General features: G+C 69.4%; 28 protein-coding genes. 10 read left to right on the forward strand and 18 right to left on the reverse strand.

The features are described from left to right. Positions 1-225: 225 nt before the first annotated feature. The 12 genes from ABDJ85_RS02865 to ABDJ85_RS02920 form a co-directional block, all read right to left on the reverse strand. Positions 226-1293: an ABC transporter ATP-binding protein gene (locus tag ABDJ85_RS02865; protein WP_347703221.1), complete on the reverse strand. Its 1068-nt coding sequence runs from the start codon at positions 1291-1293 to the stop codon at positions 226-228. Next, positions 1290-2141 carry a carbohydrate ABC transporter permease gene (locus ABDJ85_RS02870; RefSeq protein ID WP_347703222.1) on the reverse strand — a complete coding sequence of 284 codons (852 nt, stop codon included), beginning with the start codon at positions 2139-2141 and terminating at the stop codon, positions 1290-1292. Before ABDJ85_RS02870 ends, ABDJ85_RS02865 begins: the two co-directional genes overlap by 4 nt. Beyond that, positions 2138-3016 (reverse strand): carbohydrate ABC transporter permease, encoded by an 879-nt coding sequence (locus ABDJ85_RS02875; protein WP_347703223.1) that lies wholly within the window; start codon positions 3014-3016, stop codon positions 2138-2140. Before ABDJ85_RS02875 ends, ABDJ85_RS02870 begins: the two co-directional genes overlap by 4 nt. Before the next feature lie 10 nt (positions 3017-3026). Continuing rightward, the gene (locus tag ABDJ85_RS02880) at positions 3027-4268 is read right to left on the reverse strand and encodes an ABC transporter substrate-binding protein (RefSeq protein WP_347703224.1); all 1242 of its coding nucleotides are present in this window, start codon (positions 4266-4268) and stop codon (positions 3027-3029) included. Positions 4269-4494: 226 nt separating this feature from the next. Next, a complete protein-coding gene (locus ABDJ85_RS02885; RefSeq protein WP_347703225.1) occupies positions 4495-5175 on the reverse strand; it encodes a DUF4197 domain-containing protein in 681 nt (226 codons plus the stop codon). Between the two features lie 19 nt (positions 5176-5194). Further along, positions 5195-5524, reverse strand: coding sequence for a type II toxin-antitoxin system RelE/ParE family toxin (locus ABDJ85_RS02890; RefSeq protein ID WP_347703226.1), 330 nt, complete (start codon positions 5522-5524; stop codon positions 5195-5197). Beyond that, positions 5521-5781, reverse strand: a complete 261-nt coding sequence (locus tag ABDJ85_RS02895; RefSeq protein WP_347703227.1) for a type II toxin-antitoxin system ParD family antitoxin — start codon at positions 5779-5781, stop codon at positions 5521-5523. Before ABDJ85_RS02895 ends, ABDJ85_RS02890 begins: the two co-directional genes overlap by 4 nt. Positions 5782-5850: 69 nt before the next feature. Further along, positions 5851-6462, reverse strand: a complete 612-nt coding sequence (locus ABDJ85_RS02900) for a hypothetical protein (RefSeq protein ID WP_347703228.1) — start codon at positions 6460-6462, stop codon at positions 5851-5853. Continuing rightward, entirely contained in the window at positions 6459-6977 is a 519-nt protein-coding gene (locus ABDJ85_RS02905; RefSeq protein ID WP_347703229.1) for a hypothetical protein, read from the reverse strand. Before ABDJ85_RS02905 ends, ABDJ85_RS02900 begins: the two co-directional genes overlap by 4 nt. Then, the gene (locus tag ABDJ85_RS02910) at positions 6974-8092 is read right to left on the reverse strand and encodes a glycoside hydrolase family 88/105 protein (RefSeq protein ID WP_347703230.1); all 1119 of its coding nucleotides are present in this window, start codon (positions 8090-8092) and stop codon (positions 6974-6976) included. Before ABDJ85_RS02910 ends, ABDJ85_RS02905 begins: the two co-directional genes overlap by 4 nt. Before the next feature lie 6 nt (positions 8093-8098). Beyond that, positions 8099-8509, reverse strand: a complete 411-nt coding sequence (locus ABDJ85_RS02915; RefSeq protein ID WP_347703231.1) for a VOC family protein — start codon at positions 8507-8509, stop codon at positions 8099-8101. Between the two features lie 116 nt (positions 8510-8625). Continuing rightward, positions 8626-9891 (reverse strand): cellulase family glycosylhydrolase, encoded by a 1266-nt coding sequence (locus ABDJ85_RS02920; protein ID WP_347703232.1) that lies wholly within the window; start codon positions 9889-9891, stop codon positions 8626-8628. Positions 9892-9995: 104 nt separating this feature from the next. Here ABDJ85_RS02920 and ABDJ85_RS02925 point away from each other — a divergent pair, with 104 nt between their 5' ends. The 3 genes from ABDJ85_RS02925 to ABDJ85_RS02935 all read left to right on the forward strand — a co-directional run bounded on the left by ABDJ85_RS02925 (position 9996) and on the right by ABDJ85_RS02935 (position 12311). Further along, positions 9996-10781 carry a ThuA domain-containing protein gene (locus ABDJ85_RS02925; protein ID WP_347703233.1) on the forward strand — a complete coding sequence of 262 codons (786 nt, stop codon included), beginning with the start codon at positions 9996-9998 and terminating at the stop codon, positions 10779-10781. A gap of 97 nt (positions 10782-10878) precedes the next feature. Then, positions 10879-12066, forward strand: a complete 1188-nt coding sequence (locus ABDJ85_RS02930; RefSeq protein WP_347703234.1) for a PGAP1-like alpha/beta domain-containing protein — start codon at positions 10879-10881, stop codon at positions 12064-12066. A gap of 71 nt (positions 12067-12137) precedes the next feature. Further along, the gene (locus ABDJ85_RS02935; RefSeq protein WP_347703235.1) at positions 12138-12311 is read left to right on the forward strand and encodes a hypothetical protein; all 174 of its coding nucleotides are present in this window, start codon (positions 12138-12140) and stop codon (positions 12309-12311) included. 709 nt (positions 12312-13020) lie between these two features. On the opposite strand, the gene ABDJ85_RS02940 is transcribed toward ABDJ85_RS02935, so the two are convergent. From ABDJ85_RS02940 to ABDJ85_RS02950, 3 genes are all read right to left on the reverse strand, one after another. Beyond that, positions 13021-13920 carry a ParB/RepB/Spo0J family partition protein gene (locus ABDJ85_RS02940; RefSeq protein ID WP_347703236.1) on the reverse strand — a complete coding sequence of 300 codons (900 nt, stop codon included), beginning with the start codon at positions 13918-13920 and terminating at the stop codon, positions 13021-13023. Between the two features lie 44 nt (positions 13921-13964). Further along, positions 13965-14669, reverse strand: a complete 705-nt coding sequence (locus ABDJ85_RS02945) for a discoidin domain-containing protein (protein WP_347703237.1) — start codon at positions 14667-14669, stop codon at positions 13965-13967. Between the two features lie 112 nt (positions 14670-14781). After that, the gene (locus ABDJ85_RS02950) at positions 14782-15321 is read right to left on the reverse strand and encodes an RBBP9/YdeN family alpha/beta hydrolase (protein WP_347703238.1); all 540 of its coding nucleotides are present in this window, start codon (positions 15319-15321) and stop codon (positions 14782-14784) included. A gap of 45 nt (positions 15322-15366) precedes the next feature. On the opposite strand from ABDJ85_RS02950, the gene argC reads away from it, so the two are divergent. Continuing rightward, positions 15367-16314, forward strand: a complete 948-nt coding sequence (gene argC / locus ABDJ85_RS02955; protein ID WP_347703239.1) for an N-acetyl-gamma-glutamyl-phosphate reductase — start codon at positions 15367-15369, stop codon at positions 16312-16314. On the opposite strand, the gene ABDJ85_RS02960 is transcribed toward argC, so the two are convergent. The 3 genes from ABDJ85_RS02960 to ABDJ85_RS02970 are packed head-to-tail and all read right to left on the reverse strand — an operon-like array spanning position 16311 to position 18192. Further along, positions 16311-17000, reverse strand: coding sequence for a DUF3047 domain-containing protein (locus ABDJ85_RS02960; protein ID WP_347703240.1), 690 nt, complete (start codon positions 16998-17000; stop codon positions 16311-16313). The two genes, argC and ABDJ85_RS02960, sit on opposite strands and share 4 nt — an antisense overlap. After that, complete coding sequence (locus tag ABDJ85_RS02965) at positions 16994-17626, reverse strand: NrsF family protein (RefSeq protein WP_347703241.1); 633 nt, start codon at positions 17624-17626, stop codon at positions 16994-16996. Before ABDJ85_RS02965 ends, ABDJ85_RS02960 begins: the two co-directional genes overlap by 7 nt. Further along, the gene (locus tag ABDJ85_RS02970) at positions 17623-18192 is read right to left on the reverse strand and encodes a sigma-70 family RNA polymerase sigma factor (RefSeq protein ID WP_347703242.1); all 570 of its coding nucleotides are present in this window, start codon (positions 18190-18192) and stop codon (positions 17623-17625) included. Before ABDJ85_RS02970 ends, ABDJ85_RS02965 begins: the two co-directional genes overlap by 4 nt. A 126-nt stretch (positions 18193-18318) precedes the next feature. Between ABDJ85_RS02970 and arsS the strand changes: the two genes are divergently transcribed. The 6 genes from arsS to ABDJ85_RS03000 are packed head-to-tail and all read left to right on the forward strand — an operon-like array spanning position 18319 to position 24691. Next, complete coding sequence (arsS, locus tag ABDJ85_RS02975) at positions 18319-19269, forward strand: arsenosugar biosynthesis radical SAM (seleno)protein ArsS (protein WP_347703243.1); 951 nt, start codon at positions 18319-18321, stop codon at positions 19267-19269. Continuing rightward, complete coding sequence (locus ABDJ85_RS02980; RefSeq protein ID WP_347703244.1) at positions 19269-21407, forward strand: dihydrolipoyl dehydrogenase family protein; 2139 nt, start codon at positions 19269-19271, stop codon at positions 21405-21407. Before arsS ends, ABDJ85_RS02980 begins: the two co-directional genes overlap by 1 nt. Then, positions 21407-22081 carry a TIGR04283 family arsenosugar biosynthesis glycosyltransferase gene (locus ABDJ85_RS02985; RefSeq protein ID WP_347703245.1) on the forward strand — a complete coding sequence of 225 codons (675 nt, stop codon included), beginning with the start codon at positions 21407-21409 and terminating at the stop codon, positions 22079-22081. The genes ABDJ85_RS02980 and ABDJ85_RS02985 overlap by 1 nt, the downstream gene beginning before the upstream one ends. Next, positions 22078-22686: a TIGR04282 family arsenosugar biosynthesis glycosyltransferase gene (locus tag ABDJ85_RS02990; protein WP_347703246.1), complete on the forward strand. Its 609-nt coding sequence runs from the start codon at positions 22078-22080 to the stop codon at positions 22684-22686. The genes ABDJ85_RS02985 and ABDJ85_RS02990 overlap by 4 nt, the downstream gene beginning before the upstream one ends. After that, positions 22683-23786, forward strand: a complete 1104-nt coding sequence (locus ABDJ85_RS02995; protein ID WP_347703247.1) for an FAD-dependent oxidoreductase — start codon at positions 22683-22685, stop codon at positions 23784-23786. The genes ABDJ85_RS02990 and ABDJ85_RS02995 overlap by 4 nt, the downstream gene beginning before the upstream one ends. Then, on the forward strand, positions 23783-24691 hold the full coding sequence (locus ABDJ85_RS03000) for a phosphate/phosphite/phosphonate ABC transporter substrate-binding protein (RefSeq protein WP_347703248.1): 909 nt from the start codon (positions 23783-23785) through the stop codon (positions 24689-24691). The genes ABDJ85_RS02995 and ABDJ85_RS03000 overlap by 4 nt, the downstream gene beginning before the upstream one ends. Positions 24692-24725: the final 34 nt, after the last annotated feature.

The following is a 24725-nucleotide window of genomic DNA, read 5'->3' on the forward strand; positions in this document are numbered from 1 at the left end:
CGCGCCGGAGGGGTCGTCTCCGGGGGAGGCTTCTCAAGGCAAGGTTGTCAGGACCAAACCGGCGCCAGACTGCCTCAGCGCCGCCGGCCGAATATAGGGCGCAGGCCGAGCCGCCACATGCACCGGACGCACCGGGCGCACGCGTCCGTGCCAAGCCTCACACCTCGCGGCATGGGGTGTATGTCGGACGAGACAGGCACGGCTGTGCGCGCCCCCCCGGGGCGATCAGGCGAGATCGATGCGCTGCTCGCTGGCCTGGTCAAAGACCGACAGCTGGCCCACCTGCACGCCAAACCGCAGCGTGGCGCCCGCCGCCACATGCCGGCCGTCGTGCACCAGCACAGCCAGCGTCTGCCCGCCACATTGCAGCCACACCACCTGGTGGTTGCCCATGGGCTCGACCAGCTCGACCACGCCGCTGTAGGCGCCGTCATCAAGCAGGTTCACATGCTCGGGACGGATGCCCAGCACTACGGATTGGCCATCACTCAAGCCGGCCGCCGGCAGCTGCACGGGCAGGGCGCCGTCGAGCTGCGCGGTGCCACCAGCCAGCGTGACCTTGGCCGGCACCAGGTTGATCGACGGCGCCCCCAGGAAGCCCGCCACGAAGAGATTGGCCGGCCGCTCGTAGACCTCGGTCGGCGTGCCGATCTGCTGGATCACGCCGGCCTTCATCACCACGATGCGGCTGGCCAGGGTCATGGCCTCGACCTGGTCGTGGGTCACGTAGATCATGGTGTTGCCGAGCTGCCGGTGCAGCAGCTTGAGCTCACGCCGCAGCTCGGCGCGCAGCTTGGCGTCGAGGTTGGAGAGCGGCTCGTCGAAGAGGAAGACGCCCGCCTCGCGCACGATGGCGCGGCCGATGGCCACGCGTTGGCGCTGGCCGCCAGACAGCTGCGCCGGCTTGCGGTCGAGCAAAGGCTCCAGGTGCAGCATCTGCGCGGCGCGCTGCACGCGACGTGCGATCTCGTCCTTCGGGACCCCCGACACGCGCGGCCCGAAGGACAGGTTCCGCTCCACGCTCATGGTTGGGTAGAGCGCATAGGACTGGAACACCATGCCGATGCCGCGCGCCGAGGGCTCGGCCTCGGTCATGTCCTGGCCGCCGATCTCGATGCGCCCACCGCTCACGTCGATCAGGCCCGCGATGGCGTGCAGGAGTGTGGACTTACCGCAGCCCGAGGGGCCGAGCAGCACCAGGAACTCCCCCTCGTGGACCTGCAGGTCCAGGCCCTTGATGACCTCGTTGCTGCCGAAGCGGATGCTCAGCTGCTGGATGTTGACGCCGCTCATTTCACTGCACCTGCTGCGATGCCGCGCACGAACCAGCGGCCGGACAAAAAGTAGACGGCCAGTGGCACGGCCGAGGTCAGGATGGTGGCGGCCATGTTGAGGTTGTAGAGGCGTTCGCCCGTCACGGTGTTGATCATGTTGTTGAGCTGCACGGTCATCGGTTGGTGCTCGCGGCCGGCGAAGGTCAGGCCCATGATGTAGTCGTTCCACACGCCCGTGATCTGCATGATGGCCGCCACGATCAGGATGGGCGTGGACATAGGCAGCACGAGTTGGAAGAAGATGCGCCAGAAGCCGCCGCCGTCGATGCGCGCGGCCTTGAAGAGCTCCATCGGCAGCCCGGCGTAGTAGTTGCGGAAGAGCAGGGTCATCACCGGCATCGCGAACACCAGGTGCACGAGCACGATGCCAGGCAAGCTGCTGTAGAGGCCCACCGCCGCGAGCAGCTTGACGAGCGGGTAGACCATCACCTGCATGGGGATGAAGGCGCCCACCATCAGCGCGCCGAAGAGCCAGTTGGCGCCGCGCGGCTTCCACCAGGCCAGCGCATAGCCGTTGATGGCCGCGAGCAGCAACGGCAGCACCACGGACGGGATGGCGATGGTGACCGAGTTCCAGAAGCCCACGCTCACGCCGCCGCAGTCCACGCCCGTGCAGGCCTCGCTCCAGGCGGCGCGCCAGGCGTCCAGGCTGGGTGCCAGCGGCAACGCAAAGATGGAGCCCGCGCGGATCTCGTCCATGCTCTTGAACGAGGTGGTGAGCATCACGTAGAGCGGCACCAAAAAGAAAGCCGCTGCCGACAGCAAAAAGCCATAGACGCCGAGGCGGGCGAGGCTGCGCGTCTTCATGCCGCCGCCCCCCGGGCCGACACGCGGCTGCGCCAGTAGGCCAGCGGCGCCACGATGGCCACCACCGACAGCAGCAGCACAACGGCGCCGGCCGACGCGAGGCCGAGGTTGGAGCGGGCGAACAGGTAGTCCATGATGAATTTGGCCGGCACGTCACTGGCGGTGCCAGGGCCGCCTTGCGTCATGGCCACCACGGTGTCGTAGAGCTTGATCACGCCCATCGAGAGCAGCACGAAGACGGTCGCCAGCGTCGGCGTCATCATGGGCAGCACGATGGAGACGTAGACGCGCCAGGTCGGGATGCCATCGAGCTTGGCGGCTTTCCAGATCTCTTCGTCCACGCCGCGCAGGCCGGCCAGCATCAAGGCCATCACCAGGCCCGAGCCCTGCCACACGCCGGCAAACACCACGCAGTACATGACCATGTCCTGGTCCACGATCCACTCGAACTGGAAGTCCTGCCAGCCCAGCGCCTGCACCGCACCCTGCAGCCCGCTCTCGGGGTTGAGCACCCATTGCCAGACCAGGCCGGTGGCCACAAAGCTCATCGCATAGGGGTAGAGAAAGGTCGTGCGCAGCAGGCTCTCGCCACGCACCTTCTGGTCGATGAAGACCGCCAGCAAGAAGCCCAGCACCACCACGGTGCTGACGTAGAGCACGCCATAGAGCGCGATGTTGTGCACCGCCTGCTGCCAGCGCTCGCTCTCGAAGAGCCGCACGTACTGCTCCATGCCGACAAAGTCGTCACGCGGCAGCGCACGCGAGCTGGACAGCGAGATGCGCAGCGTCCAGAGCACCGAGCCCAGGTAGGCCACGATCACGACGACCGCCAGCGGCAGCAACGCAGCCCAGGCGGTGAGACCTCCGCGTTTCATCGCCGCCGCCTCAGCGCTTGGCCAGCGCGTTCAGCAGGTCCTTCTGCACCTTCTCGACCGGGATGTTGCGGTTCCAGTAGTTGGTCAGCACGTCGACCATGGCGCCGTTCTCGTCGGGCGAGAGGTACATCTCGGGGTTGCCGACGAGGCGGGTCTTGTCGCGCAGGATGGCGACGCCCTCCTGGCCGCAGGGGTCTAGCTTGCTGGCGTCCACATCGGGCCGCACGGGCACCGAGCCCTTCTTGGCGCTGAAGGCCACCTGCACCGTCGGGTTGAGCGCGATGCTGGCAATCTGCTGCTGCGCTTTGCTGACCGCCGCGTCCTTGTTCTTGGGGAAGACGAGCACATCGCCCTGCACGACGTAGGCGCCCTTGCCGGTGATGCCGGCGCGGCAGGCGTAGTCCTTGCCGGGCACTTGCTTGGCCAGCAGGAACTCGCCCTTGGCCCAGTCGCCCATGGCCTGGACGCCGGCCTTGCCGGCGATCAAGAGGGCGGTGGCGTCGTTCCAGTTGCGCCCCGGCGCGCCGCGGTCGGTGTAGGACTGAAGGCGCTTGTAGCTCAGCAGCACCTTCTTCAGGTCCTCGCCCAGGATGGCCTTGGGGTCGCGGTCGCGCAGCACCTTGAGGTAGAGCTCCTTGCCGCCCACGTTGCTGAGCGTGGTCGTGAACATCATGGCGTCCTGCCAGGTCTGGCCGCCGTGGGCCAGCGGGATCAGGCCGGCCGCCTTGAGCTTGTCGAGCGCGACGAAGAGGTCGTCAAACGTCGTGGGCACTTCGGCCACGCCGGCCTTCTTGAGCGCCGGCATCGAGAACCAGAACCAGCTGGTGCTGTGGATGTTGACCGGCGCCGCGTAGTAGTGGCCTTTGACGCGGATGGAATTGAGCACCAGCTCGGGCAGGAACTTGTCCCAGCCCTCGCGGTTGGCCACGTCGTCGATAGGCGCGAGCAGCCCTTCCTCGACCAAGTCATGGAACTGCTTGGTGGTGTTGAACTGCGCGACGGCCGGCGGGTTGCCGCCGACGATGCGGTTCACCGCCACCGCGCGCGCTTGCTCGGAGATGGCCACCGAGGTGTCCACCCACACGCCGCCCGTGGCGCGGTAGGCGTCGGCGATCGCCTTGATGGCACCGGCCTCGCTGCCCGAGGTCCACCAATGGATGACTTCGACCTTGGTCTGCGCGAGGGCAGGCAGGGCGGCTGAGAGCGCAAGCGTGGCCGCAACAGCAAGGCGGCGAAGGTTCGGGCGGGTCAAGTGAACATCTCCAAAAACTGCGGGCCGGGCACCCTGGATGCCGGGGTGCGGCGCATTGTGAGTCAAGGCGGGACAGCGCGGTCCTGGGGCAGAACCCCACCCCTATACGGGCCCGGGATCGGCGGCATCCGGCCGGTCGGGCACCAAACGCAATGCCACGTCGGGGCATCCCGCTGATCTGGGGCTCCTACGCCGTCCACGGCAACAACGATGCGTTGGGCGCAATTCAGCGCCCGCCAAACACCTTCTTCAGGATCGCGCTGCCAGTGCCGATCGGGTCCTGGCGGATCTTCTTTTCTTCCTCGCCGATCATCCAGTAGAGCCCGTCCAGGGTCTTGCGTGTCACGTACTGCTGGATGTTGGCGTCCTCGTCCTTGACGAGGCCAAGGCCAGAGATCTTGCCGGCCAGGGCGTTGTACTTGTCGGCCAGCGCCTGCTTCTCGGTGGCGCGGGTCACGATGGGCAGGAAGCGCTCGCCCAGCGGCGCGCGGGTCTTGGTCTCGAAGAAGCGCGTCACCGCGTCGTCACCCCGGCCGCGCACCAGCTGCAGCGCGTCCTCGACGCTGAGCTGCTTCACCGTCTGCACCAGCACGTCTTTGCCAGCCGGCACGGCCTGCTCGGCGGCGCGGTTCATGGCGGTGATGAGTTCATCCACCCGCTTGCCCTGGCCGGTGGCCTTGAGCAGCTTGGCAGCTTTCTCCAGCGCGCCGGGCAGCGGGATGCGCAGTTGCGGGTGGTCCAAGAACCCACCCGTGCGGCCCAGCTGCGCCACGGCCGCCAGCGCGCCGCGCTCCAGCGCCGCTCGCACGCCGCCGGCGGCATCGCCCTCGCTCAGGTTGAAGGCGCGGCTGGCGGTGGGCAGGGCCAGGCTGCTGAGGGTGATCAGGTGGCGGCGGCGTGTGGGCATGGCAAGGCTCCTTGTGGGGTCAGAGGCTATCGCCGTCCTGCATCCAGGCCGGGATGTCGCGCTGGGCTTGCAAGATGCGCCACACATCGACATGGTCGCTCTGGACAACGTAGAAAACGAGATAGGGGTAACGCGTCAGCGGCCAAGACCTCAAGCCCGGCAGGTTCAACTCGTGGGCATAGCGCGGCGACCCGGTAGCGGGCTGGCGCGAGAGGTGCGTCAAGGCTTGCTCCAGCGCGTCGATGAACCCCAGGCCCGTCGCCTCGCCTCCTTCTGCCAGGTAGTAGGCCAGGGCATCGTCCACGTCTTGCTGCGCCAGCTGGCGCAGCGCAGCAGGCCAGTGCTTCAAGGCTTGCGGCGCGTTGAAGTGCGCGGACCTGGCTTGCCGGCACGGGCACGCAGCGCGTCGAAGTAGGCACTGTCGGCGGCCACGGCAGGAGCAGACTGCCCACCAGCCATCAGCAAGCGGCGCAGTTGCTGCCGGTCTTGGTCCCGCCGGATCAGCTCGCGCACGTACTCGCTGCTGGTGCCATAGCCGCGCTGGCTGACCTGCTCGTCAACGAAGGACTTGAGGCCCTCGGGCAGGGAAACGTTCATGGTGCTCATGGCGGGGAGCTTAGGAGGCTTGGCAAAATTTGGCAAGGCTAGCGGTTTGGCTTGCCAAGGGGCCGGGCCTCACGCGCCGTCGTGGTCGTCGTCGTACTCAGCCAGGTCCACAAAGTAGTCAGCCACCGCGCAGGGCGCACCGTCGCGGATGACGACGGTCACGCCGTGTTCGGGCTCCCAGCAGGTGATGGCGTCGAGCAGTACAAAGCGGTGCTCTGTGGCCTCGTTCTCGTCGATGCGCGCGTACTGCCAGTCGATCTGTGCGTCGAGCGAGGCGATGCCGTGGGCCAGGTGGCACGGGTGCCTCGGGTCGTCGAGCGGGATCTCGACGAACTGCGCCGGCGGTGCGCGCCAGAACAGGCGTTGCCAGAAGCCCGGCGGCGGCGCGGGTGGCGGCAGCGGCACATAGCCCACGTGGTCGTGCGAGGCACGCTGCAGGTCCTCGAACATCAGCTCGCGGATGCGCACCACGGCCTCGGGCGACAAGGCTTGCAGGTCGGCCAGGGCCTGCACGGTTTTGTCAGACACGCTGGCGGCGCCTTCGCGCAGCTCGATCACGACACGGAAGCTACGCCCCCAGCCCGACACCCCGAGCGTGAGCTCGCCGGTGGCGCTGAGCCCACGGCGCTCGATCTGCAATTGCGCCTCGACCTCGGCGCGGGTGAGTGTGTGCGTGGTCATGGCGCTTCGTCCCACACGGCCTCGACCAGGGCCTCCAGCGGCAGCGGGCCGCCAGACTTGGCGGCGTGAGCCTTCCAGGCCTGGGGGGCGGGGGCCTTGCGCTGGGTGGGGCGGCCACCCCAAAAGCTGGCATGCAGGCTGACGACCACCAGCCCGCTCACCTCGGCCGCCGGCACAGCCTCGATGCGACTGCGGATGGCGGCTTGCGTGGCCTCTGGCGGGGGCGTGTCGAGATCGAGCCACACACGCGAGCGGCCGCCCGGGCGCAGCGCCAGCACGAGGAAGCCCCCGGCCGGCGTGCGCTGGAACACGCCCTCGGCCGCTTGCCCGGCAGCGGCCTCGACCTGCTGCATATAGGCGGCAAAGCGTTCGGTATCGGCAATGCGCTGAGCCAGCACGGCCTCGGGCTGCAGCAGCACCACGCCTGCATTGACGAAGGGCTGGGCGGCATGCGCGAACCGCGCGGGCACGACGCCACCCAGCAGCAGACCGCTGACCAGCCCTCGGCGCTTCATGCCTTCATCTCACCCAGCAAAGCCCCTGCGGCCCACAGCATCGGCGCCTGGCCGTGCAGGTCACCCACAGCGCGCGGGCGATCGATGTAGTGCTGCTCGTCGTTGGCAGCGCCGGTGCCAACACAGATCTCGCGCAGGTCGGCCGTGTCGGTCAACTGCGCGCACAGCGCCAACCAGGCCTTGCGCGCGGCGGGGCCAAAACGCTCAGCCGGCAGCCAGCCCTGCTGCACGCCGACGACAAAAGCAAAGCAGAACATCGCCGAGCCCGAGGTCTCGACCCAGGAGGCCGGCCGGTCCACGAGTTGGCGCCACAGCCCCTGCTCGCCTTGCAGGCCCAGCAGCGCGTCCATCATGCGGCGATAGCCCTGCAGGATGGGCGCGCGTTGCGGGTGCTCGGCCGGCAGCAAGCGCAGCAGCTCGGCCATGCCGGCCGCATACCAGCCATTGCCCCGGCCCCAGAAGAAGGGCGCGTTCTCGGCGTGGTGGAAGAGGCCATTCGGCTGCTGCAAGACCTGCAGGTAGACGGTGGTTTGCAGCGCCGCGCGGTCCAGGTATTTGGCATCGCCCGTGGCCCGGAAGGCAGCGCCCTGCAGGGCCGTGATCATGTAGATGTCGTCGACCCAGAAGCGCGTCTGGTTCGTCAGGCCGCCAGGCACCGGGCGGTCCCACTGCGCATCGGCAAAGGCGAGGCCAAGCAGTCGGTAGCGGGCGTCGCCCGTCTGGCGGTAGAGCTCCAGCGGCAGCACGCCAAAGACGCTGAAGTCCACATGGTTGGCCGGTGGCACCAGCGCGTGGCCGGGCTGCATCAGGGGCGCAAAGCGCTGCGCCAGGCGCGCCTGCAAGGCCGTGTCCTTGAGCCTGGCCGCCAGCTGCAGTGCGCCCAGCCAAGTGACGACCTCGGCGTAGTGCAGGGTCTGGTTGGGGTAGAGGAAGTGCTCGCGCCGCAGCAAGTTCTCGGCCAGGCGCAGGCCCACGCGCTGGGGCGCAGCTTCGGGCGGCCCGTCGGCAAAAACAGCAGGAACAGCGGGAGCAGCCTGCACGGCGGGCACCACCGTCAGCCCAAGCAAGCCCGCTTGCAGCAGCTGTCGTCGTGTTGAACCGTTCGAACTGTTCATGACGGCCTACCAGTTCACCACCGCCACGCCGCCCTGGTGCTGGAAGCTGCGCGGCGTGTACTGGTGGACCTCGAACTTGTTGCCGTCGGGGTCTTCCATCCAGGCCTGCCAGGTCTCGTCGCAGCCGAGCGATTTGTCGGTGCAACTCACGCCGCGCGAGCGCACGTCGGCGATGAAGGCGTCGATGTCCTCGGTCTCGAAGCAGAAGTGCTGCAGCGAGGTGTTGATGCGCTCGGCGTACGGCTTTTCAAAGATCTCGATGTAGCTGTTGTTGCCGCAGCCGAAGTAGGCGCCGTTGAGCTTGCCGTTCTTCTCAAAGGTGAACTTGACCGGCAGGCCCAGCTGGCGGGAGTAGAAATCGATGGAGCGGTTCACGTCCTGCACATGGATGCAGAGATGGGCGAGGCGGGCAATCATGCGGTGAGGTCCTTTGCAAAACGGGCGCGTCAGGCGCCCTTGAAACACAGCCAAGAGCATGCCGAGGCCCGAGCCGGCCCGCACAGAGGCCTTTCCCGGGCTGCTGCCGGCAGCGGCTATTTCACGTCAATCTCGGTGGCCCAGCTCAAGCCCCCGTCCTGCGTCGTCGCCACCAGGCGCACCTTGCCGGGCTTCAGCGCGGTCAGCTGGCGGCCCTCAAGGTCGAGCCGCGCGACGCCCCCGTCGCTGAGCTTGAGGTTGAAGGCCTTGGTGGCCGCATTGGCCGGCGCCACCACCACGCTGATGGCCGTGGTCTCGCCCACCTTCAGCATGGGCTTGGCCACGTGCACGACCACGCCCGAGGGGCGGACGATGCCGTCGGCGTAAAACGAAGCGGGCCGCTGCGAGCTTTGCATCAGGCCGTGGGGGCTGAGCGCCACGATCTGCGCGCCGGGCTCGTGGGGCCAGCGCCCAAACACGCCACCATCGGCGATGTCGAAGTACTTGAAGTTGTTGCAATCGCCATTGGGCCAGCCGCCCCAGGACCAGTTGAGCCAGCCCACGCCCGCCTCTTGCAGGATCTGCATGCCTTCGAGATACGGCAGTGGCTTGGGGTCGTCGCACTGGCCCACCTTGGTGACCGACGGGCCCTCGCCCACCACCACGGCCACGCCCAAAGCCTTGGCGGCACCGGCCACCTTGCGGTAGTTGTCCAGCGCCTTGTCGGGCGACCAGTACGAGTGCACCGAGAAGATCAGCTTGCGCAGCGGGTCGCGCTTCAAGAGCGCGGGCGCCACGCGCAGCAGCTGGTCCAGGTTCTGGCCCCAGCCGGCGGCGTCCACCATGAGGGGCACGGTGTAGCCCCAGCGGCGCAGGGACTCGATGGCCGCGCCATAGGTGGCCAGGTAGTCCTCGTCCGTGATGCGGCCATCGCCCGCCTCGTTGGCGATGTTGAGGATGGTCCAGCGGCGCTGCGCCTCGATGCCTTGGATCAGCATCGGGTCGTTCCAGAAGTTGATGCAGCCCTGCAGCGCCTCGCCCCACTTGCCGGTGGCGTTGTGGCACTCGGGGATGGCCACCATCTTGCGCGAGATGGTGGCGTCGATGAGCCTCAGCAAGTCCGCCTTGCTGCCCACCTTGTGGTCCCACACCAGGCGCAGGCTGTTGGCCCCGGTCTGGTCGATCTGCGGGATCAGCGTCTGGCCCAGCGGGTCGTGCGACCACACGAACATCTCGTTCAGCCCGCGCATCACCAGGCGCTCGCCGGCGGCGGTGTGGATGGCGCCCTGGGCGTCCACCTGGATGGTGTCAGTCCCCGACCACGCTGCGGTGGACAGGGTGGTGGCCAGCAGCCAGGCGGCGGATTTCAAGAGTGGGCGCATAGGAGTCGCTTTTGTCGAGGTGCGCATGTTCGCAGGTGGCGCGCTGCCAGAATCGGCCCGCACTACAGGCCATCTCTATAGGCCAGCACTACAGACCACTGCCCGTGAAGAAACTCCTCGCCAAGCTCCTGCTCGCCACCGCTGCGCTCGCGCCCATCGTCAGCCACGCTGACGCGCAGTTCAGCGTCCTCGTGCTCGCCATCCCCACGCGCTACCACTACGAGTACATCCCCGTGGCGCGCGAGAGCTTTGAGCGCATGGCCAAGCTGCATGCCTTCGACATGGTCTGGACCGCCCAGCTCCAGGCCCTGGAGGGCGACCTCAGCAAGTACGCCGCCATCGTCTTTCTCAACACCTCGGGCGAGGAGCTGAACGAGGCCCAGCGGCGCGGTGTCGAGGCCTACATCAAGGGCGACGGCAAGCAGCGCGGAGGCAACGCCGTCATCGTGCACCGCGCCATCATCAGCAAGCCGGGCCTCTGGCCCTGGTACGAGCAGCTGGTGGGCCGCTCCTTCAAGATCCACCCCATGCTGCAAAGCGCCGTCGTCACCAAGGCCGACGCCAGCCACCCCGCCAGTTTCGCGCTGCCCGCGCAGTGGATCTGGAGCGACGAGTGGTACGAGTTCACCAACCCACACGGCGTCAGCATCCACCCCATCCTCAAGGTCGACGAGCGCAGCTACGACCCCACCAAGATCTGGCCCGGCCAAACCGCCACCGGCATGGGCGCCGACCACCCGGTCGCCTGGTCTCACACCCACGAAGGCGCCCGCGTCTTTGTCAGCGCCTTGGGCCATAACGCCGAGATGTACAAGGACCCGAACTACCTCGGCCACTTGTGGGGCGGGATCTATTGGGCCGCGACCGGCAAAGGCATCCAGCAACCGTAGGGCGGGTTGAGCCGCAGGCGCAACCCGCCATTCCGCATCAGCAGACGGCCCTGTCGATTAGAGGTGCGCACCGCCCCCATCAGGTCCACACTGGGGCATGCCCAAAGACCTGCTCCGCCCCACCGACCTGCGCGGTGCCGCGCGGCTCACCACCGATGCCGTGCTGGGCCTGACCGGGCTGGTCGAGGCCCTGCATGCCCGCATCGCCAGCCTGCCCACCACGCCAGGCGCTGAGCAGACCGGCGGCCTCACCGGGCTCGTCTACAAAACGGTGCGCGGCGTGACCCGTGTGGTCGGCGGCAGCGCCGAGGCCCTGCTGGGCTGGCTGGGGCCGGCCTTGCTGGCGCCCGAGGCAGATGCCACCCAACCCGAGCGCGAAGCCCTCATCGCTGCGCTCAATGGCGTGCTGGGCGACCACCTCGCCGCCACGCGCAACCCGCTGGCCATCCAGATGTCGCTCCGCACCGAGGGGCGCGCACTGGCGCTGGACCCCGCCGCCCTGCGCGCCCGCCTGCCCGGCGCCACGCCCCGCGTACTGGTGCTGCTGCACGGCCTGTGCATGAACGACCTGCAGTGGCGGCACGACCAGCAAGATCATGGCCAAACGCTGGCTCGCGAAGCGGGCTACACCTCCGTCTACCTGCACTACAACACCGGCCTGCACATCGCCGACAACGGCCGGCAACTGGCCGCGCTGCTGGAGCAGTTGGTGCAGGCCTGGCCCGTGCCCATCGAGCGCCTCGTGCTGCTGGGCCACAGCATGGGCGGCCTGGTGGCCCGCAGCGCCCTGCACCAGACCGAAGGCCAGCCCAGCTTGAGCTGGCCCGGCCTCGCTACCCACCTCGTCTGCCTCGGCACCCCCCACCTCGGCGCGCCGCTCGAACGCATCGGCCACGGCGTAGACCAGCTGCTCGGCGCCACCCCCTACGCCGCCCCGCTGGCCCGCCTGGGCAAGGTGCGCAGCGCCGGCATCACCGACCTGCGCCACGGCAGCGTTACCGCCCCTGGCGACGATGGCCCGCACCCCACCGTGCCCCTGCCCACCGGCGTGCGCTGCTACACCGTGGCCGCCCACCTCGGCCCCGAAACCAGCAGCGTCAAGAGCCGCCTGCTCGGCGACGGCCTCGTGCCCCTCAACAGCGCCCTCGGCCACCACCGCGACCCTGCGCGCCGCCTGCTGTTCCCCCCCGACCACCAGGCCATCGTGCCGGACACCGGGCATCTGGAGCTGCTTTCAAGCGCGGCGGTGGCGGGGCATTTGATGAGGTGGTTGCGGGGCGCTTGATGTCGCTGCCGTCGCTCCCCGTTGGGACGATTGCCGCTCGTGTAGCCCATCGACTACGCTCCGGCGCAGCCATGGCCAACACACCGCGCAAAACCGCTCCCAAGCCCCGGTACGACCTGGCCGAGCACCTGCGCACGCCCGAGGAGATGGCCGCCTACCTGGATGCCTGGCTCGAAGAGGCCCCAGATGACGTCTCCGGCGTCGCACGTGCGCTGGGCGTTCGGCTGCATGCGCAGCCGGCCTGAGCGTGCAACCCACATGCGCTCCACGGCTTGCTGCGATGCCCCCGAAATCCATGCCTTGCGCTGCTCGCATTGCAGCGGCGAGTGGCTGATCTGCGCAGAGTGCGATTGCTGGATCACTCGGCGCGGTGCAGAAGTGATTGCGGCACCGCCCTACGTGTTTTCGGACGGGGCCGGCAACCGCCCCTGTCCGCATTGCAAGACCGTGCTCAGCCGTGGCGCTTTGAACTGCGGAGAGCTACTGGCCCGATGCGAAGTGCCTCTGGGCGACGTGATCGACGAAGGCTTGCGCGGGTTCGGCGGCGGCCGTGTGGGTTGAGCGGTAGGCACAGCAACAGTAGCCATGAGGTAGTGCCCTGCGTTGAATTCGGCGGGTCAACGAATCGCGTCGCTCAAGCTCTGCCTTGGCAGCAGACAGCGCCTCCTTCTTTGAGCCAAAGGTGCCGACAAAATTTCGGTTACGCCCCCCTGGCCAGGCAACTAGGAAGGCATCCCAATGCCCGGGCGCCCAATCAAGTTGCGGAGTTTCAATACTCCATCCCGACGAATTGACGATGTTCACAGTTGATCTCCTCTCGGCACCATGCCGGGTGAGAGCAATTCTTGGGTTCGTCGTCAAGAGGTTGTGTGGTCGAAGTGAAGGCGATCGACCACCATTCGCATCGACCTCACGTGCGTGAGGCTGTTTGGAGGGCTAAAGGGCGACGCAGCCTCAGCCGCGCAGCTTGTCCAGCAGCCCCGACAACTCATCCAGCGACGCAAACTGCACCGCCAGCTCGCCGCTCTGGCCGCCGCGCTTGGTGCGCTTCTTGACGCGGATCTCGACGGTGGCGGCGAGGAGGTCGGAGAGTTCTTCCTCTAACCGCAGCACGTCGCGGGTCTTGTCGTTCTTGACGCGCAGCAGCGGGGTCTGGCGGGCTGCGCCCTGGTGTTTGGCGACGAGCTTTTCGGCCTCGCGGACGGAGAGCTTCTTGGCGGCGATCTCGGTGGCGGTGGTGATCTGCAGGGCGCCGTCGAGGCCGAGCAACGCGCGGGCGTGGCCCATGTCGAGGTCGCCGGCCATGAGCATGTTCTGCACGGGGGCGGCGAGGTTGAGCAGGCGCAGCAGGTTGCTGGCGGCGCTGCGCGAGCGGCCCACGGCCTGGGCGGCTTGCTCGTGGGTGAGGCCGAACTCTTCGGTCAGGCGCTTGAGGCCTTGGGCTTCTTCGAGCGGGTTGAGGTCTTCGCGCTGGATGTTCTCGATGAGGGCCATCGCGGCGGCGGCCTCGTCGGGCACGGCCTTGACGAGGACGGGCACCTCACGCAGGCCGGCGAGCTTGGCGGCGCGGCTGCGGCGCTCGCCGGCAATGATCTCGTAGCGGCCACTGCCGGCGGCCCCCACGGGGCGGACCAGGATGGGCTGCATGACGCCCTGGGCCTTGATGGACTCGGCCAGCTCGTAGAGCGAACCTTCGTCCATGCGGGTGCGCGGCTGGTACTTGCCGGGCTGGAGCTGGTCGAGCTTGAGCGTGGTGGGCAGCCCCTCGGGGGCGGCGGTCGGCGCGTCGCTGACTTTGGGGCCGAGCAGGGCTTCGAGGCCGAGGCCGAGGCCTTTGGGTTTCTTGGTGACCATGGGCGGGGATTCTCCTTCAGGCCGCCCCGCCAAGCCCACCCTGTTCAGCCCGCCCGGCGGCGGCGCGACAGCCAGCCCAGCACGCCGAGGCCCGCCGCAGCCATCAGGGAGCCCGAGGGCTCGGGCACGGGGGCGGCGGCCAGGTGGCCCTGGGCTTCGACCTCGAACAGATGGCCCCATTGCGGCGAGCCGCCACCCACGGTGTAGCGCAGGTAGCGGGCCTCGATGCCACTGGCCAGCGCGTTGCCGCCGCTGAGGCTCACGTCGTAGACGGCGCCGTACTTCTGGCCGCTGAGGCCGGGCTGGCTGAGCTGGGACTCAAAGTGGTAGCCGCCGGTGGCGATGGCCGTCCAGCTGCTGCCGTCAACACTGGCCGACAAGCTGAAGGGGTTGTAGTAGTTGGTGCCGCCGTAGAGCTCGATGCGGTCGAGCACATAGGCGCTGCCGAAGTCCACCTGCACCCAGCCGCCGTAGAAGCCGCTGTTCCAGCTGTTGAGCCCCGTGTTGCCGCTGAGGCCGCGGTCGTCGTCGAGGATGTTGCTGGCGTCGTAGGCCGCGTGCCCGCAGCCCAGGTAGCAACTGCCGGCCGTGGCGGTGGCGGCGGGTAGGGTGGTGAGGTCGAGCGCGTGGGCCGGTGCGGCACCAAAGAAGCTGACGCCGGCCACCAGGGCGACGGAGACGGCGCTGGCCTTGCTCAGCGTCCAGAGGGCGGCGCGCCAGGTGCGGGCGGACAGGCTGTGGGAGGGCATGGGGAGGCTCCAGGCAATATGGGTCGAGATACCTGGATACGCCGCCCGGCACTGCCCGGAAGCTCATGGTGCAGGCCCGGCCCCCGCAGCTGCGGGGGAGTCAGCCTCGGCTTCAGGTGCGCAGGGCGTCCAGCAGCTCGCGTCCTTCGGGCCAGTCACCCAGGCCCGAGTCGCCATTGAGGTGCCCACGCGGCCCGGCGACGACGACGCGGCTGCCCCAGGCCTGGGTCATCTCGGTGGCGCGCTCCAGGCTGCAGTAGGGGTCGTCGGTGCTGACGACGGCGATGCTCGCAAAGGGCAGGCGCGGGCGGCGGATGGGCTTCCAGTTGTGGAGCTGGGGCGGCATGTCGGGCCGCTCGGTATCGGGCGGGGCCACGAGCAGGGCGCCGGCGACGCGGGCGGTGTGCTGGGAGTGGTCAGCCCAGGCGGCCACCAGCTGGCAGCCGAGGGAGTGGGCAACGAGCAGGGCGGGCGTTTCGGTCTCCAGCAGCACCTCGTCGAGCCGGGCCATCCAGTCGCCCCGGCGCGGGGTCATCCAGTCGGCCTGCTCGACGCGGGTGTCGCCGTAAAGCGCCTCCCAGCGGCTTTGCCAGTGGGCGGGGCCGGAGTTCTGCCAACCGGGCAGGATCAAAACACGAAGGGGGTTTGTCATGGTCTTCCCTTATCCTTTGGGCCTTGTTCTTGAGGAGTGGCGGAAATGGTTTTCAAGGTGTTCGTGGACGGCCAGGAAGGCACGACGGGCTTGCGCATTCACGAGTATCTGGCCGCGCGCCGCGACATCGAGGTCTTGAAGATCGACCCCGACAAGCGCAAGGACGCCACCGAGCGCGCCCGGCTGCTGAACGCCGCCGACGTGGCCTTTTTGTGCCTGCCCGACGCCGCCTCGCGCGAGGCCGCGCAGCTGACGACCAACCCCAACACCTGCCTGATCGACGCCAGCACCGCCCACCGCACGGTGCCCGGCTGGGCCTTTGGTCTGCCCGAACTGGCCCGGGGCCAGCGCGACGCCATCCGCGCCAGCAAGCGCATTGCCAACCCGGGCTGCCACGCCAGCGCCTTCATCCTGGCGGTGCGGCCGCTGGTGGACGCCGGCCTGCTGCCGCGCGAGGCGGCGGTGAGCGCCACCTCCATCACCGGCTACTCCGGCGGCGGCAAAAGCATGATTGCCGAGTACCAGCAGCAGCCGCTGCCGGCCCACCTGACCGCGCCCCGGCCCTATGGCCTGGCGCTCAAGCACAAGCACCTGCCCGAGATGGCCGCCCACACAGGCCTGGCCACGCCGCCGGTCTTCATGCCCATCGTGAGCAGCTTCTACAAGGGCCTGGCAGTGAGCGTGCCCTTGCACCTGAGCCAGCTCAAGCCCGGCACCACGCCGGAGGCGGTGCAAGCCGCCCTGGCCGCGCACTACGCGGGCGAGCGCTTCATCAACGTGATGCCGCTGCGCGATGCGGCCACGCTGGAGGGCGGTTTCCTCGACGTGCAGGCCTGCAATGACACCAACCGGGTGGACGTGTTCACCTTCGCCTCCGACACGCAAGTGCTGCTGATCGCGCGGCTCGACAACCTCGGCAAGGGCGCCAGCGGCGCGGCGGTGCAGAGCATGAACGTGCATCTGGGCGTCGAGGAAAGCCTGGGCCTGGTCTAAGGCTGACCGGCGCGCGGATCGGCCGCGTGCAGGCTGATCTCGGCAAACTCGGCCGTCACCTGCTCACCGGTGTTGTCGGTGTCGGCCGCCACGGCCAGCATCACGGGCTTGGCGCCGGGCGGTAGCCACTTGGCGGCGTCGGCCCGCAGGTCGCGGCACTCGTGCACCCAGCGGCCGGCCTGCGCGGCGCCCGTGCGCTGCACCACCATGCGGGTCTGGGCGGTGTAGGCATTGGGGGCGCTGTGGCCCTCTGCGTTCCGGTTGTCCCAGACGTAGTTGAGGGCGGCATCGGGCACGGTGTCGCCATAGATCTTGCGCGCCAGCGCGAGCTTGGTGCGGGTGCCCCAGTCGAGCGACTCGCGCGGCAGGCTGAAGGCCACGTAGACGCGCGCGGCGTAGTCGTCGCCCGCCTTGGTGGCCATGTCGGCGCTCTTTAGCGCATGGCTGACACGCCAGCGCCAGCACAGGACGGGCGTCTGCGCCAGGTCCACGCTGACGGGCCGAGCCCACAGCGACATGCTGGCCTGCGAGTCGATGACGAGGCGCGCGGGCTCGTCGCCGCTGGCCGCTCGCGCCTCGAAGCGGTTGCCCTTGAGCGAGCCGAACTTCACCTCGCGCCAGCCGGCGTCCTCGCCCCAGGACGCCGCCACCAGCTGGGCGGCGAGCAGCAGGGCCAGGCTCACCATCGCAGCCAGCGGGGCCCGAGCAGGGCGCCCAGCACCGTGGTGGAGACGAGGCCGCCCGAGTACCACAGGGCCACGAAGGCGGGGCTGGCCTCGGGGCAGGCGAGCGAGTAGCCGATGGCCGAGATGCAGCCCGCCAGGAAGCCGAGCGCCGCGCCCGTTTGCCGCGCGTTGCCGGCGGGCAGCCCGCGCGCGGCACGCAGCATCAGCAGCAGCCCCGGCACGGAGAGCATGGTCAGCATGCAGGGGCAGACATACCAGGTGGCGCCCATCAGGGCCTTCATCCGCGCGCCTTCGGGCAGGCGCGTCAGGCTGAGCAGGCCGAGCACGATGAGCAGGGCCCAGCAGCCCAGCACGCGGCGCCGCACCGGCAGCACCCGGCTGGCCGGCCGCGCGCTGCGCTGCACCCAAGCCCAGGCCAGGGCCAGCAGCAGGAAGGCGGGCCCCAGCTTGATCCACGGAAGCGGCGTGGCGAACTCATGGGCCGGCAGCGGCCCGACGAGGCCGACCGTGACGGCCGCCGCCACGAGCAGGCCCGCGAGCATGCCGGGCACCAGGCGCGTGAGCGACTCGCGCGGTGCTGGCCCGGCGCCTTGGGCGAGCTGGGCGATGAGCTGGTCGGTCTTCATGCGGAGCCTTTCACCCACGCGGCCAGGCGCTTGAGCCCGCGATGCACCTGCACCTTGACGGCAGCCTCGGTGGCGCCGGTGGCGGTGGCCGCTTCGGCATGGGTCATGCCGGCCAGGTGGACGAGTTCGATGGACCGGCGCTGGGCGTCGGGCAGGGTCTGGAGCAGCTGGCGCAGGTCACGCCGCGCCTCGTGCTGCGGGGCCTGGGCATCGACGGCCAGCTCGCCCCAGGCAGCCTCGTCGTCGGGCAAGGTCTGCATCTCGGGCCGGCGGCCCTGGCGGCGCCAGTGGTCGATGAGGCGGTGCCGCGCAATCGCCTGCACCCAGGCGCTGAGCGGCACAGAGCCGTCATAGCTGCCGCGGTGGGCATGCAGCGACAGCAGCACCTCTTGCACCATGTCCTCGACCTCGTCCGGTGTGTCCAACATGCGGCGGCGCAGATAGCCGCGCAGCCGCTGCGCAATGAGCGTCAAGGCCTGCCGGTAGGCCGCCTCGTCACCCGCCTGGCCACGGTCCCAGCAGGGCCGGAGTTCGGCCTCAAAGGCTTCTGGGGTGGCAGACGACATGCAAGTACGACGAGGGGCGCAAAAGGGTTACACGCGAACGAGGGGGCAAAAAGATTCTAGGAGTCGGTAACCAATCGGCCCGGCCGTGCGTACTTGTTGGCACCTCACGCTGCTGATCGCACCGCCATGCACGCCACGCTGCCCCTGCTGCAAGCCACCGACTTCCCGGCCCTGCGCCGCCGCCCGCTCGACACCCTGCAGGTCAACCTCGGCTATCGCTGCAACCAAAGCTGCGTGCACTGCCACGTGGCGGCCAGCCCGCAGCGCACCGAGATGATGGACGCCGAGACCGTGGACCTGGTCATTGAGGTGCTGGTGGCACGTCGCGTCGCGCTGCTGGATCTCACCGGCGGCGCGCCCGAAATGAACCCGCACTTCCGTCGCCTCGTTGAGGCCGCACGGGCACGCGGCGTGCGCGTGATCGACCGCTGCAACCTGACCATCCTCTCGGAGCCCGGCTACGAAGACCTGGCCGACTTCCTGGCCGCGCAGGGCGTCGAGGTCACCGCCTCACTTCCCTGCTACAGCGCCGAGCGGGTGGACCGCCAACGCGGCGACGGCGTGTTTGACCGCTCGATCAGCGGGCTGCAAAGGCTCAATGCCCTGGGCTATGGCCAGCCTGAAACGGGCCTCACACTCAACCTCGTCTACAACCCCCAAGGCCCCAGCCTGCCGCCCGCACAAGGCCCGCTGGAGGCGGACTACAAGCGCGAGCTGGGCGCGCACTTCGGCATCGTCTTCAACCAGCTCTTTGCGCTGGCCAACATGCCCATCCAGCGCTTCGGCAGCATGCTGATCAGCCAGGGCAAGTTCCGTGGCTACCTGCAGCTGCTGCAGGACGCCTACCGGCCCGAGAACCTCGACACGGTGATGTGCCGCAGCCTGGTGAGCGTGGACTACCAGGGCGACCTCTACGACTGCGACTTCAACCAGATGCTCAAGCTGCCCGCCGCGCGCCGCCACCTGCGCGAGCTGCTGACGGCCGACAACGCGGGCGATGCCATCCGCGTGGCGCAGCACTGCTACGGCTGCACGGCCGGGCAGGGCTCCAGCTGCGGCGGCGCGCTGGCGGCGTGATGAAGCGCTTGCTGCTCGTCGTCGCGGCGCTGTTCGCGGCATGGCTGCTGGCGCGGCACTTGGGCGTGGCCGATGCGCTGAGCCTCGACGCCCTCAAGGCCCGCCAGGCTGCGCTGCAAGCGCGCGTGGCGGCCGAGCCGCTGCTGAGCAGCCTGGTCTTTGTCGCCATCTACGTGGCAGCAGCCGCCCTCTCGCTGCCCGGCGCCGTGGTGCTGACGCTGGCGGGAGGCGCGCTGTTTGGCTTTGCGCACGGCCTGGTGCTGGTGTCGGTGGGATCGACGCTGGGCGCGCTGCTGGCCTTCCTGGCTGCGCGCTACTTGTTGCGCGATGCCGTGCAGCGCCGCTTTGGCGAGCGGCTCAAGGCGCTGAATGAGGGCTTCAAGAAGGAGGGCTGGGTCTACCTGCTGAGCCTGCGCCTGGTGCCGCTGTTCCCGTTCTGGCTCGTCAACCTCTTGATGGCCCTCACGCCCATGCGCGCGCTGCCCTATGCCGGGGTCTCGATGCTTGGCATGCTGCCCGGCACGGCCGTCTACGTGAACGCGGGCACGCAGCTGGCCGGCATTGCGCGGCCGGCCGACGTGCTCTCGCCCGGGCTGCTCGCGTCCTTCGTGTTGCTGGGCCTCTTCCCGCTGATCGCCAAGGCGGTGATGCGCAGCATCGAGGCACGCCGCGCCTATGCGGGCTTCAAGCGGCCCCGGCGTTTCGATCGCAACCTCATCGTCATCGGCGCCGGTGCCGGTGGCCTGGTCACCAGCTACATCGCCGCCGCCGTCAAGGCCAAGGTCACGCTGATCGAAGGCCACCGCATGGGTGGCGACTGCCTCAACACCGGCTGCGTGCCAAGCAAGGCCTTGATCCGCTCGGCGCACGCCGCGCAGGCGCTGCGCGAGGCGTCCGCCTTTGGGCTTGCACCGGCCACGCCCCAGGTGGACTTCGCCGCCGTGATGGCCCGCGTGCGCCGCGTGGTGGCCGACATCGAGCCGCACGACTCGGTCGAGCGCTACACGGCCCTGGGCGTGGACGTGGTGCCCGGCCATGCGCGCCTCGTGGACCCCTGGACGGTCGAGATCGACGGCCGCACGCGCCTCACCGCGCCCAACATCGTCATCGCCACCGGCGCACAGCCCTTTGTCCCGCCCATACCCGGCCTGGCCAACGTGAGCGTGCTGACCTCGGACACCGTCTGGCAACTGACCGAGGCCCCGCGCCGCCTGCTGGTGCTGGGCGGCGGGCCGATTGGCTGCGAGCTGGCGCAGGCCTTTGCGCGGCTCGGCGTGGCCGTCACGCAGGTAGAGATGGCGCCGCGCCTGATGGGCCGCGAGGACGCCGAGGTCTCAAACCTCGTGCAGGCGCAGCTCGAACGCGACGGCGTGCAAGTGCTGTGCGGCCACCGCGCGCTGCGGGCCGACCGCGCATGCGACGTGCAGCGCCTGTGGGTCGAGCACGCCGGGCATGAGCTGGCACTGGAGTTCGACGCGATCCTGGTGGCCGTGGGCCGGCAGGCGCGCGTCACCGGCTTCGGCCTCGAAGAACTCGGTGTGCCGCTCACGAAGCGCGGCACGGTCGACGTCAACGCGCAGCTGCAGTCCACCAAGTACCCCAACCTCTACGCAGTGGGCGACGTGGCCGGGCCTTATCAGTTCACGCACACCGCCGCGCACATGGCCTGGTACGCGGCAGTGAACGCGCTGTTCGGCCGCTTCAAACGCTTCGCGGTGGACTACCGCGTGGTGCCCTGGGTCACCTTCACCGACCCCGAGGTCGCCCGCGTCGGGCTGTCGGAGGCCGAGGCGGCCGAGCAGCACATCGCCGTTGAAGTGACCCGCTTCGAGCTGCACGAGCTGGACCGCGCCATCACCGAGGGCGCCACGCAGGGCTTTGTGAAAGTGCTCACCGCGCCGGGCAGCGACACCATCCTCGGCGCCACCATCGTGGGCGCGCACGCGGGCGAGCTGCTCGCCGAGTTCGTGCTCGCCATGAAGCACGGCCTGGGCCTCTCCAAGATCCTTGGCACCATCCACGCCTACCCCACCTGGGTCGAGGCCAACAAGTACGCGGCCGGCAGTTGGAAGCGCGCGCATGCGCCCGAGAAGCTGCTGGCTTGGATCAAGCGCTTCCACGACTGGGAGCGCGGGTGATGCAGATCGCCATCGTCATCCCGGCGCTGAACGAAGCCGCACGCCTGCCCGCGCTGCTGGCGGCCCTGCAACCACTGCGCACACGCGGCGTGGAGTTGATCGTGGCCGACGGTGGGTCGGGGGACTGCAGCCGCGAGCTGGCGGCGCCGTTTGTGGACTGCGTGATCGAAGCCCCACGCGGCCGCGCGCGGCAGATGAACGCGGGGGCTGCGGTGGCGAGGGGCGAGGTGCTGCTTTTCCTGCACGCTGACACGACGCTGCCGCCGGATGCTGACCGCCTGATCACCCAGGCCCTGGCCAGCGGCGCGGCCTGGGGCCGCTTTGATGTGCGCATCGACGGCCGCTCGCGCTGGCTGCCCGTCGTCGGCTTCTTGATGAACCTGCGCTCGCGCTGGACCGGCATCGCCACGGGCGACCAGGCGATGTTTGTGCGGCGGGCGGTGTTCGAGAAGCTCGGCCGTTTCCCCGGCCAGCCGCTGATGGAGGACATCGAACTCAGCAAGCGCCTGCTCGCCGCCGGCCACCGCCCGGCCTGCCTGCGCGCGCGCGTCACCACCTCGGGCCGCCGCTGGGACGAGCGCGGGCCGCTGCGCACCATCGTGCTGATGTGGCTGCTGCGCTGGCGCTACTGGCGCGGCGCGTCGGCCCAAAGCCTTTGGGAGGCGTACCGGTGAAGGACGCCAGCATCACCATCCTGGCCAAGGCCCCGGTCGCGGGCTTTGCCAAGACGCGCCTCATCCCGGCGTTGGGGCCTGCAGGAGCGGCAGCTGTGGCCATGCAGTTGCTCGACCACACGGTGACCGAAGCCTTGGCCGCAGGCCTGGGTGAAGTGCGTCTGCTAGGCGCGCCCGACGCCACGCACCCGGCCTTCAAGGGCTATGCGGCGAGCCTGCGCCTGGGCGCGCAGTCCAGCGGCGACCTGGGCCTGCGCATGCACACGGCCCTGTCCGACGCGCTGGCCACACACCCGCTGGCCTTGCTGGTGGGCACCGACGCGCCGGCCCTCGACCGCAGCCTGCTGCGCAGCGCAGCCAAGGCCCTGCTGCGACACGACGCGGTGTTTGTGCCCGCGCTGGACGGCGGCTATGCGCTGGTGGGCCTGCGCGGGCGCAGCTGGCCCGAACTCTTTGAGGGCATGACCTGGAGCACCGACCGCGTGATGGCCGACACCCGCGCGCGCCTGCAGCGCCTGGGCCTGCGCTGGCACGAGCTGCCGGCGGTGTCGGACATCGACGAGCCGACCGACCTGGCCCACCTGCCTGAAGGATGGCTGGCATGACAGTCGCAACCCCCGCGCGCCTCGTGCTGCTGGGCGGCGGGCATGCGCATGCCTTGACGCTGCTGGCCTGGGCCCCGATGGCGGGGCTGGACGTCGTGCTCATCAGCCCGCAGCGCGAGGCCTGCTACTCGGGCCTGGTGCCGGCCTGGCTGGCAGGCCGCATCGCGCCGGAAGCCTTGACGCTGGATCTCGCCGCGCTGTGCCACGCGGCCGGCGCGCGCCTCGTGATCGACGAGGCCACCGGCCTGGACCCCGATCGGCGCGTGCTGATGCTCGCCCACGCCGGCGCGCTGCGCTACGACCTGCTGTCCATCAACACCGGCTCGACCCTGCACGCCCCGGCGCACGCAGGCCCAGTGCTGGCGCTGCGCCCGCTGCCGCGCCTGCTGGCCGAATGGCCCATGCGGCTGGCCGAGTGGCAACGGGGCGAAGGCCCGATCGCGCTCGACTTGGTGGGCGGCGGCGCAGCGGGCGTGGAGGTGATGCTGGCCGCCCTGCACCGGCTACGCACGCTGCGGCCTGATAGGGCCGTCACACCGCGCCTCTTTTGCAGCAGCGCGCGATTGCTGCCCGGCCACAACGCTGGCGTGGTGCGCCGCGCCGAGGCTGCGCTGCAGCGCGCCGGTGTGCAGCTCAAGGCCGGCACACGCTGGCAGCTGGGCGACAGCGCCCCCGGTAGCTGGCTGCTGTGGGCCGCCGGGGCGGAGCCGCCCGACTGGCTGGCGCAATGCGGTCTGCAACTGAGCGCGGACGGCTATGCGGCCGTGCGCCCCAGCCTGCAGTCCACCTCGCACGACAACGTCTTCGCGGCCGGTGACAGCGCCGCCTTCACGCCGCCGCTCGGCAAGTCCGGCGTGCGCGCCGTGCGCATGGCGCCCACGCTGGCGCACAACCTGCGCGCCGCCGTGCGCGGCCAGCCGCTCCAGGCCCACCAACCCCAGCGCGACACGCTCGCCCTGCTGGCCCTGCCCGATGGCCGTGCCATTGCGAGCCGTGGCCACTGGCTGGCCGCGCAAGGCCGCGCCGTGGGCTGGTGGAAGGACTGGCTGGACCACCGCTTCATGCACCGCTTTTCATCCATCGCTCATCAAGCACCATGACCTTGACTCGCCGCCTCTTTGCCGGCCTGCTGCTCGCAGGCGCCTCGCTCAGCTCCTCACTCAGCACCTGGGCCCAAGCGCCCACTGCGCCGGCCCCGCTGGTGTTTGGCGTGGGCCTGTTCCAGCCCGACCGCGAGAAGAACGACGCCACCTACCGCCCGCTGGCCGAGCACCTGGCCGCGCGCCTGGGCCGGCCCGTGCAGCTGCGCACCGTGGACACCTGGGAGGGCCTGGCCAAGAGCCTGGCCAGCGGCGAGACCGACATCGCGCTGATGGGCCCCTGGGGCTATGTGCTTGCCAACCACGAGGCCGGCGCGCAGGCGGTGGCCACCATCCTCTACGAAGGCAAGCCCGAGTACCACGCGCTCATCGTCACGCACCCGGGCTCAGGCCTCAGCAGCGCGCAAGACCTGACCGGCCCCAAGGGCCGGGGCCTCTCCTTTGCCTTTGGCGACAAGGGTTCGACCTCGGGCTACCTGATCCCGCTGCACTTCTTCCTGCAGCAGGGGCTGGACCCCGAGAAGCACTTCGCCCGCGTGCTCTACACCAAGCACCAAGCCATCGAGACCCAAGTGGCCGCCGGCCAGCTCGACGCCGGGGCCGACTACAACCGCAACCGCAACGCCATGATCGACCAGGGTCTGATCAAGGCCGAGCAGAGCCGCGTGATCTGGCAATCGCCCCCGCTGCCCAACGACGCAGTGGCCGTGCGCGCGGGGCTCTTCACTGACCGCGCCTTTGTGCAAAAGCTGCAAGCCGCGCTGGTGGAGGTAGGCCCCTTGCTGGCCAAGCAACCGGCGCTGCTGCCCGCGCGCTACACGGGCTTTGTCACGGCGGAGAACGCCTTCTACAAGCCCATCCGCGACGCCGGCTTGGCCACCGGCAAGCTCACACCAAAGCGATGAGTTCGCCCCTCGTCCACTCGCGCCTCGCTGAACG

Source organism: Roseateles paludis (genome assembly GCF_039872745.1).
Taxonomy (GTDB): domain Bacteria; phylum Pseudomonadota; class Gammaproteobacteria; order Burkholderiales; family Burkholderiaceae_C; genus Pelomonas; species Pelomonas paludis.